10 protein-coding genes are annotated in these 14,149 nt (G+C 64.3%); 2 read left to right on the top strand and 8 right to left on the bottom strand.

Annotated features, from left to right (window positions below; all coding sequences use genetic code 11):
- Positions 1-55: 55 nt before the first annotated feature.
- The gene (locus IVA74_RS03080) at positions 56-454 is read right to left on the bottom strand and encodes a hypothetical protein (RefSeq protein WP_247339765.1); all 399 of its coding nucleotides are present in this window, start codon (positions 452-454) and stop codon (positions 56-58) included.
- A 129-nt stretch (positions 455-583) separates the two neighbouring features.
- On the opposite strand from IVA74_RS03080, the gene IVA74_RS03085 reads away from it, so the two are divergent.
- Positions 584-1,504: a LysR family transcriptional regulator gene (locus tag IVA74_RS03085; protein ID WP_247339766.1), complete on the top strand. Its 921-nt coding sequence runs from the start codon at positions 584-586 to the stop codon at positions 1,502-1,504.
- Between the two features lie 97 nt (positions 1,505-1,601).
- Here the strand turns inward: IVA74_RS03085 and IVA74_RS03090 are convergent, their stop codons facing one another.
- Genes IVA74_RS03090 through IVA74_RS03100 form a run of 3 tightly spaced genes read right to left on the bottom strand, consistent with a single transcriptional unit; the run spans position 1,602 to position 4,845 of the window.
- Positions 1,602-2,387, bottom strand: coding sequence for a fumarylacetoacetate hydrolase family protein (locus IVA74_RS03090; RefSeq protein WP_247339767.1), 786 nt, complete (start codon positions 2,385-2,387; stop codon positions 1,602-1,604).
- A 15-nt stretch (positions 2,388-2,402) separates the two neighbouring features.
- Positions 2,403-3,770, bottom strand: coding sequence for an LLM class flavin-dependent oxidoreductase (locus tag IVA74_RS03095; RefSeq protein WP_247339768.1), 1,368 nt, complete (start codon positions 3,768-3,770; stop codon positions 2,403-2,405).
- A gap of 22 nt (positions 3,771-3,792) precedes the next feature.
- Entirely contained in the window at positions 3,793-4,845 is a 1,053-nt protein-coding gene (locus tag IVA74_RS03100; RefSeq protein ID WP_247339770.1) for an Ldh family oxidoreductase, read from the bottom strand.
- A 295-nt stretch (positions 4,846-5,140) separates the two neighbouring features.
- Here IVA74_RS03100 and IVA74_RS03105 point away from each other — a divergent pair, with 295 nt between their 5' ends.
- Positions 5,141-9,256, top strand: a complete 4,116-nt coding sequence (locus IVA74_RS03105) for an EAL domain-containing protein (RefSeq protein WP_247339772.1) — start codon at positions 5,141-5,143, stop codon at positions 9,254-9,256.
- Here IVA74_RS03105 and IVA74_RS03110 read toward each other — a convergent pair.
- The 4 genes from IVA74_RS03110 to IVA74_RS03125 all read right to left on the bottom strand — a co-directional run bounded on the left by IVA74_RS03110 (position 9,230) and on the right by IVA74_RS03125 (position 13,913).
- Positions 9,230-9,571 carry a hypothetical protein gene (locus IVA74_RS03110; protein ID WP_247339773.1) on the bottom strand — a complete coding sequence of 114 codons (342 nt, stop codon included), beginning with the start codon at positions 9,569-9,571 and terminating at the stop codon, positions 9,230-9,232. The two genes, IVA74_RS03105 and IVA74_RS03110, sit on opposite strands and share 27 nt — an antisense overlap.
- A 75-nt stretch (positions 9,572-9,646) precedes the next feature.
- Positions 9,647-10,453, bottom strand: a complete 807-nt coding sequence (locus IVA74_RS03115; protein ID WP_247339774.1) for a WecB/TagA/CpsF family glycosyltransferase — start codon at positions 10,451-10,453, stop codon at positions 9,647-9,649.
- On the bottom strand, positions 10,446-12,821 hold the full coding sequence (locus IVA74_RS03120) for an exopolysaccharide transport family protein (RefSeq protein ID WP_247339778.1): 2,376 nt from the start codon (positions 12,819-12,821) through the stop codon (positions 10,446-10,448). Before IVA74_RS03120 ends, IVA74_RS03115 begins: the two co-directional genes overlap by 8 nt.
- A 291-nt stretch (positions 12,822-13,112) precedes the next feature.
- Positions 13,113-13,913 (bottom strand): class I SAM-dependent methyltransferase, encoded by an 801-nt coding sequence (locus IVA74_RS03125; RefSeq protein ID WP_247339779.1) that lies wholly within the window; start codon positions 13,911-13,913, stop codon positions 13,113-13,115.
- Between the last annotated feature and the right edge of the window lie 236 nt (positions 13,914-14,149).

The raw sequence follows: 14,149 nt of genomic DNA on the forward strand, positions 1-14,149 counted from the left end.
TCCGTCCGGTCGAGTGAGTCGAAGCCGGTCGTTTCGATCCGGCGTCGACGCGCGCTCAGGGTTTGGTCATGAGCAGGCGGAGCGGCATCAGCGGACCGACTGCAATGTATTCGTGATCGATGAGATCCTGCTTGGCGAGCGGCAGGGCGTCCATGATGGCGTGCCCTTCGATGACATCCTTGACATCCAGCAGGAAGACGGCTCCGCGCCCGTCGGACCGCGAATACCATTCACGAACCTTTCCATTGAGATAGAGCTGTACGGTCTGCCTGATTTCATCGGGCATGACGGCCATGACCTGTTCGCGTGTGACGCCTGGCTTGACGGACAGGATGACCATCACCCCGGTTGTGGGCGATGCGGCTTGTGCTTGGGCAGGGGATGTATCGGCCATGGAAGTCGCACCTATCAATGTGAGGGTGAGTGCCAAGATGGCGTGACGGATTGCTTTCATCGGTCTCATTTCTCCGATCACGGCGGTCGCCGTGGTGTCGCGACTGTCAGCGCATGCAGCGGTGCTGCTTGCAGGCTGGATGTAAGTCTGCTTTGCACCGGCGACTATTCGCGATAATGTTGATGGGTTATGAAGCAGAACTTCACAGTCAGGCACGGTGCACTCGACGGCGTGGAGGCGTTCCTGAGTGTCGCCCAGCACCGCAGTTTCCGCCGGGCGGCCGCTGAACTCGGGGTCACGCCATCGGCCATCAGTCAGGCGGTACGAGCGCTCGAGGCGCGCGTGGGCGCGGCGCTCTTCATCCGCACGACCCGCAGCGTCGGTCTGACCGAAGCCGGCGAAAGGTTCTTTGCTCGCGCAAGACCAGCCTTCGAAGAGCTCATCGCAGCAAGCGGGGCGGCGCGTGAGCTCGGACAGCGGCCGGCCGGTCTCCTGCGTCTCACCGTACCGCGCTCGGTCGTGCCGATCCTGCTGGAGCCGGTGGTCGCGTCGTTCTGCCGGGCGTTTCCCGAGATTGAGGTGGAGCTTGCTGCGAGCGAAGAGCTGGTCGACCTCGCTGCCGGAGGTTTTGACGCCGGCATCAGGATGGGCCAGTTCATCACCCCTGACATGATCGCGGTGCGGCTGACGAAGCCGCTGCCGCTCATCATCGTGGGCAGCCCAGCTTACCTCGACCGCCGCGGCTGGCCCGAGCGCCCGGACAATCTGCGTGAGCACGCGTGCCTGAGATTGCGACGATCGAACGGTGCGCTTGCATCATGGTCGCTCAACGACAACGGGCGTTCGATCGAGATCGCCGTTTCGGGACCCTTCATCGCCAACGACTTTCCCACGATGCTCGGCGCTGCCGTCGAGGGTGTAGGTCTTGCGCAAGTGCCCGCACCGCTCGCCGCCGGTGCCATGACGACGGGAAAACTCGTCCACGTGCTGGAGCAATTCGCGCCGATGACGCCGGGGGTGTTCCTCTACTATCCCGGCCATCGACAAATCATGCCGAAGTTGCGGGCCTTTATCGATCATGTGAAGGGCCGCTCAGGAGCCACGAGCTGATCCGAGTCCGGATTTAACGAACTGACGCTGCTGTTTTGATCGAGCTGCGTAGGGTGCGCAAAAGTGTTCCTGCGCCGTGCCCCACCACGCAAGCAGCCTACCGCTCCTCCCGCACGAACCTGTTCCGCAGCGTCCCGACACCGGTGATGTCGATCTCCACGACATCGCCGTGCTTGATGTCCGGCGACGCACCGTCGGTACCCATCCAGATCACATCGCCGGGCCATAGCGTGAAGTATTTCGTCAGCTCCACCAGGAACGCCACCACGCCGAAGATCATGTCGTTGGTGTGGAAGCGGTTGGTCTCCTTGCCATTGACCCGGACGACGGTTTCCATTTTCGCAAGATCGGCCTCGGTTTCGATCCATGGGCCCATCGGCTTGAACGTGTCGGCGTTCTTCGACCGCCACAGGCTGCGGTCGGCCTTCTGCCAGCTCCGCTCGCTGACGTCGTTGCCGATGGTGTAGCCGAACACGCAATCCATCGCGTTCTGTTTGGTGAGATGCTTCACCTTCTTGCCGATGACGACGACGAGCTCGCCTTCATAGTGGATCTTGTCCGTCGCAAAAAACGGGATCACGACATCCTCGTCATGAGCGATCAGAGCATTCTGGGCGCGATAGCCGATCTCGGGCCGATCAGGCACGGCCGGCACCTCGCCGCGCTTGTCGGCGGCCTCTTTCAGGTGTTTCAGGTAGTTCAGGCCGACGCAGTAAAACGTGCGCGGGATCAGCGGCAGCTCGATCTTGACCTGCGACAGCGGATGCGTGCGCGAGGTGCGCTGCCATTCGCCAAACGGATCGCCGGTGACCGCGATCACCTGGTCGCCCTCGACGATTCCCCATGAAGCCTTGTCCGAGGCGGTGAATTTCAGCCAGCGCATGCCGTGTCTCCGTTGCTATTCCGCGGCATGGCGCGGCTGCATTTTCCAGGCGCCGGCAGCCGGCCGCTTGAGCCCGAGATTTTCCCGCAGCGTCTTGCCGCGATACTCCTTCTGGAATAAGCCGCGCCGCTGCAATTCCGGTACGATATGTTGCACGAAGTCGGCATAGGACCCGGGCACATAGGTGGCGGCGATGACAAACCCGTCGCAGCCGCGCTCGGCGAACATCTCTTCGAGCTTGTCCGCGATCTCCTTGGGACCGCCGACCATCGCATCCTGGACCTGACCACGGCCGGAAAAGGTGACGAAGTCGCGCGCGCTCGGATTGCTCTTTCCAGAGTTCTTGAACACCCCGTCGCGGATGCCCAGAATGCCCTGCATGCTTTTCAGCTCTTCCGTCGTCAGCGGCGCGTCGAGATCCTTGGAGGCGAAATCGTAGTTGAGCGCTTCGGCCAGCAGCGACAGCGCGTCGATTTGCAGCGGGAGCTTGTTGATCAGCGCCATCTTGTCTTCGGCCTCGGCTTTGGTCGCGGCGCAGACCGGCGTCGTCAGGTTGCAGAGGAACATCGTTTCCGGATCGCGGCCGGCTTTCGCGGCCTCGTTACGCACCGCCGCATAGCCATCCTTGGCGGCGGCGAGGTTGCGCGCGGCGGTGAAGATCACCTCACCCCATCGTCCTGCAAAGCGCTGGCCGCGGCCGGACGCGCCGGCCTGGATGATCACGGGATGGCCCTGGTCCGAACGCGGCACGGTGAACGGACCGCGGGACTTGAACGCCGGTCCCCTGTGATCGAGCCGCTTCACCTTGGCCGGATCGGCAAAGCGGCCGCTCGCCTTGTCCATGATGAGCGCGCCGTCCTCCCAGGTGTCCCAGTGGCCTAGCACCACCTCCATGAACTCGTCGGCCTTGTCGTACCGCGAATCATGTTCGGGATGAGAGGCGCGCCCCATATTGTGTGCCTCGCCGTCGTTGAGCGAGGTGACGACGTTCCACCCGGCGCGTCCACCGGACATCAGGTCGAGCGTTGCGAAGCGCCGGGCGATGTCGAAAGGTTCGAAATAAGTCGTCGAGCCGGTCGCCCCCAACCCGAGCTTCTCTGTCACCAAACCCATCGTGGTCAGCACGATCAGCGGGTCCATCTTCACGCAGCGGATGCCGTATTCGACGGTGTGGGCGTGATCGTTGCCGTAGCGGTCCGGCATCGCCAGGCGATCGTCGAAGAACGCCATGTGGAACTTGCCGGCTTCGAGGACCCTGGCGATCTCTTGATAATAGTCCGCCGACATCGAATCGTCGCGCGAGTCCGGATGTCGCCACGAGCTCGGCAGATTCGTGCAGTTCTGCGCCTGGAGGAAGCCGACCAGTACCATCTGCCGCGTCATGCTGCTGTTCTCCAAAATTCCGTCAGGCCAGATCGAGGACCGTATCGAGCCTGTATTCGCGCGCCAGCGCCCGCAGTTTTTCCCAGGTCGCATCCTCGATCTCGATGCCGTCGCGCAGGCGCTGCTGCTCGCGCACGCCCTCGATCTCACCGGGATAGTAGACGCCGTTGCTGCCCTCGGAGGGCGGAGTCGATTTCAGGTATTGCGCGAAATCCGCGACCTCACGCTTGAACGCCTTCAGCGGCCGGAACGCTGCGACGTTGAACACCGCCATGAAGCAGCCGTCATTGTGCCGGCCCGTCGGCTCGACGCCGAAGCCGAGGCCGGTGAGCAGGCCACAAAGGACCTCGACCATGGCGGCGAGGCCGCTGCCCTTGTAGCCCTCGGTGCCGCCGAGCGGCAGCAGGGCGCCGCCCTTGCGGTATTGGGTCGGATCGGTGGTGTGTCGTCCTTCGGCATCGATGATCCATCCCGTCGGAATCTCCTCGCCACGGGCGACCGCGAGCTGGATCTTGCCGGCCGCCACCGTCGAGGTCGCCATGTCCAGGTAGAAGGGCGCATCGAGATCGGACGGCACCGCGATCGAGATCGGATTGGTGCCAAGCCGTGCCTCCTTGCCGCCGAACGGCGCCACGTGTTTCGGTGAGCGGCCGGAATCTGCCGTTGCGATCCCGATCATGCCTTCGCGCATCGCCATCAGCGGATAGGCGGCGAGGCGGCCGACATGGCTTTGCCGGAACACGGTGCAAGCGGCGACATTCACCGTCTTCGCCTTCTCGATCGTCAGCGCCATCGCCTTGGCGTTGACGTGGAAGCCGAAACCCCAATGGCCGTCGATCACGGTCGTCGTCGGCGATTCCCGGACGATGCTCCATTTGGCGCCAGGCACGATGTGGCCAGCCTTGATACGGTCGATGTAGGTGGGAACAGCGATCACGCCGTGGGAATCATGGCCGGCGAGATTGGCGTTGACGCAGCCGATCGCGACCGCGTCAGCCTCTTCCTCGGAAGCTCCGGCGGCACGAAGCAGCACGGCGCTGACGCGCGTGAGGCGGTCGGCCTTGACGATGGGCATCGCGTTTCCTCGGTCCTCGCCCTTGGTGGGCGGTTGCTGAGAGCCATCGTCTCAAAGCGCGCGAGCGATATCAATCTCCCGTAAACCAATACAGGGCTGCAAATTCGTAGAGAGCACGCGCCTTTGGTTGAAGACTCGTCCCGTGCGGCGGCATTTTCGACAGTTTTCCGCCGGTTGTTCGCAGCTCGTTCACTTTGATCGAGGGTTTGCGGCCTGCAATAACGACCACTTAGGCGATCGCCGGTCATAACGTCATCCGGGAAAAAAAGGCAGAAATGCCCGGGGAGTTGAGATCGTGACGACGACACTCGCGCGCACCTTTGCGGCGTTGAGCGCCATAAATGAAGCGATCCTCTACGCGAAATCGCCGGACGAGCTGCACCAGAAGGTCTGCGACGCCGGGTTTTCGAGCGGGGACTTCATGGCGGTCGCCGTGTTCCTCGTGGATTCGGACGGCCGTCTGCTGCGCTTTGCCGCCGGTCGCGGCGACGACGTCGCGCGGCTGAGCGCAATCGAGATCACCACGGAAGCCGGAAGTGCCGAGGGATCGGGCGTCAGCGGGGAGGCCTTCCGCAGCCGGAAGCTCTGCATCAGCAACGATTTTCTGAACGACCCGCGCTCGCTCGCGTGGCGCGAGGGCGCGTTTAAGGCGCATGTCGGCGCCGCGGCGGCGTTGCCGCTTCTGTGCAGCGGCAAGAGCGTCGGCGTGCTGCTCGTGACCCGCAGTGAGGCCGGTTCGCTAAGCGATCAAATGGTGTCGCTGTTCGAGCGCATGTCGGCCAACATTTCCTATGCTCTGGACAATTTCGCGCGCGAGACTGCACGGCAGACCGGCGTGCGGGCGATGCGCCGGCTCAACCGTATGTACGGCGCGATCAGCGCAACCAACGAGGCCATCCTGCGCGCCAAGAGCGAGCAGGAGCTGTATCAGCTCGTGTGCGACGCCTCCGTGCACAGCGGCGAATCGCTGGCGACTATCGTGTTGCTTCGCGAGTCGGATTCTCACTGGATGAAGCCGGTCGCCTCCACCGGGCAGAACCTCGAGCTGGTCACCCAGGCACGCTATTCGATCGACCCGGAAAATCTCTATGGCAAGGGCATATCCGGCGAGGTGTTCCGGACGCAAAAGCCGATCGTCGAGGACGATCTCGCTCGCCGCACCAGGGGCACTCCGTGGGAGCGCGCCAACGTCAACACCGGCGTTGCCGCCTGCGTGGTCGCGCCGCTGATCAGGCACGGTGAAAGTGTCGGCGTGCTCTTGTTCTTCATCAGCCGATCCTGGGCCAAGGACGAGGAGATCGTCGCGCTCCTCTTGCGGATGGCTGAGAACGTCTCGTTCGCGCTCGATAATTTCGGGCGCGAGGCTGAAAAAGCCAAGATCGCCAGAGAAGAAGAGCGCCTGGCACGCATGTATGCGGCGCTCAGCGCCACCAACGAGGCGATCTTGCGCGCTCGGTCGCGCTCCGAGCTGTTCGACCTTGTCTGCGAGGCGACGGCGAAGGGAGCCAAGTTCACTTCGGTCACCATTGCGCTCGCCGATCATCACGCCGAACTGCTGCGTGTCGTCTCCTGCTACGGACCGAACGCGGACCAGGTTCGCAACTTCAAATTCTCGACCTGCGACGATGTGCCCGAAGGCCGTGGGCTGACCGGCACCTCATTCCGCACGCGCCAGCCCGCCGTCAGCAACGACGTGCTCGCCGACGATCGCATTGCGCCGTGGCAGGCCAGCGCCCGCCGCAACGGGATCGCGTCCTCCGCGGCGTTGCCGCTCTTCAACGGCGACCAGGTCGAAGGCGTGTTCCTGTTCAACTCTCCGGAGCGCGACACCTTCACGGGCGAATTCATCGAGCTGCTGCGCAAGCTCCAGGCTAATGTCGGCTTCGCGCTGGAGAATTTCGACCGGGCCGACGAGAAGGCCAAGGCCGATATGCAGCGCAACCGTCTGCGCGGCATGCTCGAGGCGCTGACCGCGACCAACGAAGCGATCATGCGGGTGAAGACCCGCGCCGAACTGTTCGAGGTGATCTGCGAGGCGGCGGTGCTCGGCGACACCTTCTCCTCCGCGACCATCGCACTCGTGGACGAGACCGGGCACTACCTCGACATTGCCATGACCAAGGGCGAGAGCTGCTATCAGGTCAAGCAATGGCGGTTCTCGACGTCGGCTGGCGATCCGGAAGGCCGAGGGCTGGCCGGCACGACGTTCCGTACGCGCGCCCCTTGCGTCGCCAACGAGCTTCTTACCGACATCCGTACGGCCCATTGGCATCAGATCGCTCGCATCCAGGGCACGAAATCGGGCGCCTGCTTCCCGTTGCTCAGCAACGGCTGTGAGGCGATCGGCGTGCTGCTGTTCCTCTCGCCGGACGAGGGCACGTTCACGCCGGATCTCATCCAGCTGCTGGGACGGCTTGCCGAGAACGTGTCGTTCGCGCTCGACAATTTCGAGCGCGCCGAGGAAAAGGCCCGCACCGAGGCGCAGAAGGAGCGCCTGACGCGCATGTTCGCGGCGCTGAGCGCGACTAACGAAGCGATCATGCGGGCGAAGTCGCGGGCCGAGCTGTTCGACCTCGTTTGCCTGGCAGCGTCGAACGGCGCCAAGTTCACCTCGACCACGATTGCGCTGGCCAGGGCAGGCAGCGACCAGCTCGAGATCGTGTCGGCGGCCGGGCCGTCCGCCGACACCACGCGCAACGTCCGTCTCTCCGTCGACCCCGAGCGACCCGAGGGGCGCGGAATGAGCGGCTCGGCGTTCCGCACCCGCCAGCCCTGCATCAGCAACGACTATCTCAACGACGACCGCGTCCGCGTCTTCCACGCTATCGTCCGCAACGACGGCGCTCGGTCCGGCGCGGCGTTTCCGCTCGTCGCGCACGATCAGGCCGTCGGTGTCATGATCTACATGTCGACCGAACCGGGTACCTTCACGGTCGAGTTCGTCGAGCTGTTGCAGCGCCTCGCCGACAACGTCTCCTTCGCGATGGAGAATTTCGATCGCGCGGACGAGAAGGACGAGGCGGACGAGCGGATCGAATACCTCGCCTCTCACGACAGCCTGACCGACCTGCCGAACCGCGAGACGTTCAACGGGCTGCTGCGGGAGGCAATCGACGCGGCGCAGCGCCATGATCACCGCTTCGCGGTGCTTTTCATCGACCTCGACCGCTTCAAGGTCATCAACGATTCACTGGGACACGAGGCCGGCGACCTGCTCCTGCTCGAAGTGGCGAACCGGCTGCGCGGTGCGCTGCGGGCAAGCGACGTCGTGGCGCGGCTCGGCGGCGACGAGTTCGTGGTGATTCTCGACCAGTGCGGTGAGATCGACGACGTCCAGCGCATCGCGACCGGGCTGCTGAAGGCGCTCGCCGAGCCCATGGAGCTGGCCGGGCACGAGTGCCACACCACGGCCTCGATCGGCATCGCGATGTATCCGGCCAACGGCGCCGACGTGCAGACGCTGACCAAGAACGCCGATATGGCGATGTATCTCGCCAAGGAAGACGGCAAGAACGGCCACCGCTTCTTCTCCAAGGAAGTGAAGACCCAGTCGATAGAACGGCTGTCGCTGGAGAGCGCGTTGCGCCGGGCGCTGGAGCGCGAACAGTTTTCGCTGAACTACCAGCCCAAGGTGGACATGGAGACCGGCCAGATCACCGGCGTGGAAGCGCTGCTGCGCTGGACACATCCTGATCTCGGCAGCATCTCGCCGGCGCAGTTCATTCCGCTTGCGGAAGAGACCGGGCTGATCGTGCCGATCGGCCGCTGGGTGGTAAGGGAGGCCTGCGCGCAGGCCATGGCTTGGCAGCGCCGCGGCTTGTTGCCGGTGTCTATGGCAGTCAACCTGTCGCCGCGTCAGTTTGTCGACGAACATCTGTTGCAGGACGTCGACGAGGCGCTGGCCGCCAGCGGCATGTCGCCGGTGCTGCTCCAGTTGGAAGTCACCGAGAGCATGATGATGCGTAATGTCGGGCGCGCGCTGAAGGTGCTCGACGCCATCCAGAGTCGCGGCATTCGCCTCGCCATCGACGATTTCGGCACTGGCTATTCGTCGATGTCGCTGATGAAGCATTTTCCGATCGACACCATCAAGATCGACCGCTCCTTCGTGCGGGACCTGCCGCAGGATTCGGAAGACCAGGCGATCGCACAGGCGATCATCAGCATGGGCAAGGCGCTCGGCATGACCGTCGTCGCGGAAGGCGTCGAGAACGTCGAACAGGAAGCTTTCTTGCGCGCCCATGGCTGCGACGAAATGCAGGGCTTCCTGATCGCCAAGCCGTTGCCGGCGCGCCAGATGGCGGAGTTGCTGCGACCGATTGAGCTGGCTGTCGCACCGCCGCTCCAGCCGGAGCCGGACCAGGCCGCCACCGAAGCCGCTGCGCTACGGTTGAAACGAGCTGTCGTCTAACGGCTGCGGGTGCAGCTCGCGGACGTCGTCTTTCTTGATTTCCGCCTTGCGCGGAAAATCATCCGGCCAGGTCAGCGAGGTCTGTTTGGCGAACAGGGCGAGCAGGGCATGGGCGCCTTCGGCAAAGCTCGAGTTGTGGCTCAGACCGAGTTCAGAACACCACGCGTGTGGCATCGGCTCGTGCGCGTCGAACAACGCCATTGCCGGACCCCACCACCAGGCCGGCGCCGGCGATCGTTCGTCCTCCGGCACGGCATGCCAGAGGACGAGTTCATCCATCACGCGCTCGAATTGCAGGCTTGCGGCCTGATGCATTCGTTCCGTGCTCCCTCGGGTCGCGCCTGAAAGCAGGCCGACGGACAGTCCGTCGCTCGGCCATCTCGACGTCTCTCAGCGATTGAAGGGCCGTTTGCGGCTGAAGAGAAGATAGATCGCGCGGGGATTGGTGGTCAAATAGCGCCAGAACAGGCGTCGCGGCTCCAGCAAGGTGCGCCAGACCCATTCGAGTCCGATCTTCTGCATCCATTGCGGGGCGCGCGACCGGCTGCCCGACAAGAAGTTGAACAAGCCGCCGGATGTCTTGATGACGCCGACATTGGTGAGATGCGGGGTGAATTCCTCAACGAATGCCTGCTCGTTGGGTACGCCGAACGCGACCCACAGATAGTCCGGCGCGAGCGCGTTGATCTCCTCGACCTTCGCGCGCAGCGCCTCGCCCCGGAGGTAGCCGTGGCTGTGTCCGACGATCTTGAGGTCCGGATACAGGCGACGAACATTCTCGACCGCTGCGGCGTTCTCGGCCTCGCTGGCACCGAACATGTAGAAGGTGCGGCCCAGCGCTTCCGCCTTGCGCGCGACGACGTGGAACAGGTCGGTGGTCGCGACGCGCTCGGGCAGTGGAAACCAGGATTGCAGTTTTGAGGCCGCCACCAGCGGCTGGCCGTCGGCGTTGATCAGGTCGGCGGCACGGAACAGACGCTCGGTCTGCGGCTCGGTCGAACACCGCGCCAGCACCTCGCCATTGGCCGAAGTCAGGAACAGCGGGCGGCCGATGCGATGACGCGGATCGGTTGCCTCGATCATGAAATCGGCGGTCGCTTCCAGGTCGAGTGCGGCCATGCGAAGGCCGCCGACCGTGATCCGCGGCACGTCGGCGGTTGCGGCCCGGCCCTCCAGATTGATGCGACGCTCAAGCATATTGTCTGCCTCGCTGGCGCGCTTGGGTTGCGGGGGTGAGCTCGTCGAGCACGACGCCGACGAGCTTGCGCTCCGCGCGGCCGAGCGTGTTCAAGATCTCTTCGAGGCCATCGTTGATGTCGAGGCTGGTCGGCAGCACCGCCACCAGCGCGTCGGCATCATCGAGCAGTTTGCGGCTGGCGGCCGTGAGTGGCGCGACGGGGCCGTCGAGGATCACGAGGTCATAGCCGCCGGCGGAGCGCGCCTGCTCGATGGCCTTGCGGATGGCGTCAGTGGCCTTGCCGGCGTCGCTTTCGGCGGCCGGCAATACCGAGATGCCGTTGAGTGTCTTGATCTCGCGGGCGGCCTTGCTGCCGATCGAAAGCCAGCCGAGCTTGCTCGGCTCGCTCTTGCCGGCACGGTTGACCTTGTTCGAGAGCGAGTGTGCCTGATGGTCGGCATCGATCATCAGCACGCGAGCGCCGTCGCGCGCCGCCGCGAGCGCGAAATTCAGCGCGGTTACGCTGCGCCCGGTGGTCTCACTGGCACCGACGAGCGCGATAACCGGCATCGCCTTGCCGTCCGTACGGTGTGCCACCGCGGCGCGCATGTCGCGCCAGGCGTTGAGCAGCGTCGTAAGCGGAAAACCCGGGCGCAGCGTCGGCCAGCCCAGACGGGTGAGGTCGACGCCGCTGCCGGTGGCGAGAATGGCGCCGAGCGTGTGGATGACGTCGGCCTCCTGGAGGCGGGCGATCAGCGGCTTTTCGATCAAGGGCTTTTCAGCCATCGATGGTTGCAGCGGTGGTGCGGCAAGCTCCGGGAGAGCCTGCGCGACTTCCGGGGTCCGCGAAACCTGCTGAGGTCGTGCAGTCTCCTGAGCCCGCAAAGGCTCTGGAACTCGGGGAGCTTGCGGCACCGGAGCACGATGGGGACGGGCCGGCGCGGGTGCCGGCACGGACGCACCGGCGAGCAACAGTTCGGCCGCGACGAACCAGCTCGATGCAGCAATCGCGCCGAAGACGAAGCCGATCATGGCGAACAGGCTCATCGCCGGTGGGAACGAGCGCCGCTGCGGCACCGTCGCTTCGCCGATGACGCGGGCCGCCGAAGTGTTCAGCGTCTCCTGCTCCTCGGTCTCGCGCGAGCGCTTGAGGAAGGATTGATAGACGTCGCGGCTGGCATCGACTTCGCGCTCGAGCTCGCGCAAACGCACGGCGGCCTGGCTGAGCTGGACGCTCTGCCGCTTCTGCGCCTCCAGCGCCCGGCTGAGCGAGGCTTCAAAGTCGCGGGCGCGCGTCAAATCGTTCTTGGCGGACTGGGCGAAGCGGTCGATCTCTTCGTTGATGGTGCGCTTGAGATCCTCGACCTGCTTCTCGGTCTGGCGCAGCGCCGGATGACGGGGGCCGAGCTCGCCGGTCTGCTCCGCATATTTCTTGCGCGCGTCGGCGTATTGTGCGCGCAGGTTCGCGATGGTCGGCGATTGCAGCGCCTCGGAATTCGCCCCCGCATCCGCTGTCGTGCGCCGGCTCGCCTCGATCTGGTCGAGACGCGCCTGCGCATCCATCGTCGCCGCGCGGGCGGCGGAAAGCCGCTGGTTGCTGGCGGAGAGCTGCTGGTCGCTGATCAGAGCGTCCTGGGTGCCGACGAAATTGTTCTGGGCCTTGTAAGTCGCAAGCCCGGTCTCGGCGTTGCGCAGCCGCTCGCGCAACTCCTTCAGGCGGCCGGAGAGATCGTTGGTGGCGCGCCGCGCTGCCGAAGCCTGCGAGTTGCGGGATTCCGTCAGGTAGGTGCTGGTCAGCGCGTTGGCGAGCATCGCTGCTTTCGCCGGATCGATCGACCAGACCTCGATGTCGACAATGAAACTCTTCTCGGTCTTGCGGATCGTGATGTGCCGGTTCAGCGCCTCGAGGGCCGCGAGCTGCACTTCCTTCTTCTCCGCGGTCGAGGGCGCGCCGGGCTGAAGGCCGATCAGGCCGAGCAGCGACGAGATCAGGCTCTTGCCGTCACCGCCGCCGCCGAATTCGGGGTCCTTGTCCAGATCGGTCTGCTGGATGACTTTCAGCAGCACGCTGTTGGAGGTGATCAGGCGCGCCTGGCTCTCGATCACCATCGCCATGCCGGAGACGTCCTGCGCGCGGGGCGTGAGCTCACGATCGACGAGCTGGAGCTCGCGCGGGTCGACATAGAGCTGGGCGGTGGCGGTGTAGCGGGGCGTCAGGCTCTTGCCCACGGTGACGGCAAGTGTCGCGCCGAGCAGGGCTGCAGCAGCAATCGCGATCTTCCGCCGCCAGAGTAAATTGACAAGCTCCAGCACGTTGAAGCCGGCCTGAGGCCGCTGTTGCGGGACCTCTGGTCTGGCCGGGTCTATGGGCTGGTTATAGTCAAGCATGATCCCCAGCTTTCATTCCAACTGTCGCGTGCTGAGGGGTTACTCTTCGCTCTACGCAACGCACCTGAGATATAGGTGCCCAATCAACGCAACAGGGAAAATTAACCATACTCATTGAGGGACTATTCACCGAAATGGCAAACAAAGCGTTTAAACGCATGCCACTCTTCGACGAGTCGCTGTGACGCGTGCGACGGCGGGGTCCTTCAGAGATTAACGGTTCGTTACCGCGTGCGGCGTGGCCACGAGGCTTCGCTCGTCGTGCGATCGGCCGCGCGCTCACCATGGCCGTCAATTTTTCCGCAGGATGACGTGATAGTCGCCGCGGCGGACGTCGGTCCCGCGCGGAAGCACGGCGTTCAGCACGGCGGCGCCGGCGTCCACCAGGGTTGCGAACAGCGGCTTGCTCCGGCGCATCTCGGGATAGCGCGGGCTCTCGACCTCACGGCGGTAGACCATCTCAAGGCCATTGGCGACCGCGAACGCTTCGAGCCTCGGCAGCGTCACCAGGGGATGGAAGAAAGTCGGGAACGGAGGTTCGCCCGGCAGGCCGGCATCCTTGATGCCGCGGATGTGCCGGTAGAACCAGACGTGGAACCAGTGCGGCGAGTATTTGGTGACGACGCCGGACAGCGAGCGCGGATTGGGCGCGCCGATCAGGATCATCCCACCGCGCTTGAGCGCATCGCGGAAATTAAGGAGCGCGGCATCGACATGGGGCAGATGCTCGATCACGTTGTAGCAGATCACCAGATCGAAGGTTTCGCGCCCGAAGCGGTAGGTCTGGACGTCGCCGAGGATCGCTTCGTCCGCGTAGCTGTTGTTGCGGACCTGGTCCTCGTCAATGTCGACGACGGTGACCTTGCTGCGGCTCAGCAATTCCGGTGGCAGAACGCTGCACGAGCCGCCGCCGGCTTCGTAGGTGGCGAGCTGGCCCTGCGGCAATATGCGGCGCAGTACGTCGTGGACGGCGAGCAGGCTGTCGCGCGCTTCTCCGGGGACGAGATCGTGCAACGCCTGAGGGGGTGCAATGGCCGCGGGAATTTGGACCGCCGTGGCTGTCGCGAAATTGATCGTGGCTGGCTTGTTCATATTTTCTGACCGCGCTTGTTCGACTTAAATTTACAGGAAAAATCTCGCATGCCCGAAGAGCAAATCTGATGCCGCGCAGCTTCACCGGTCTTGGTGCTTACGGTCGAGTTAACGCGCATAAGCGTTAACTACGGCATCATCCACGTCGGGCCGCCGCCCGCGCGATGGACCGCGAATTGCACTATCACGTGCGCAAGGTTTTGCAGCAGAAACACGCGATGGCGGTTAAGCGAATG

The sequence above is a fragment of the Bradyrhizobium sp. 132 genome, from assembly GCF_023074185.1.
GTDB lineage: Bacteria > Pseudomonadota > Alphaproteobacteria > Rhizobiales > Xanthobacteraceae > Bradyrhizobium.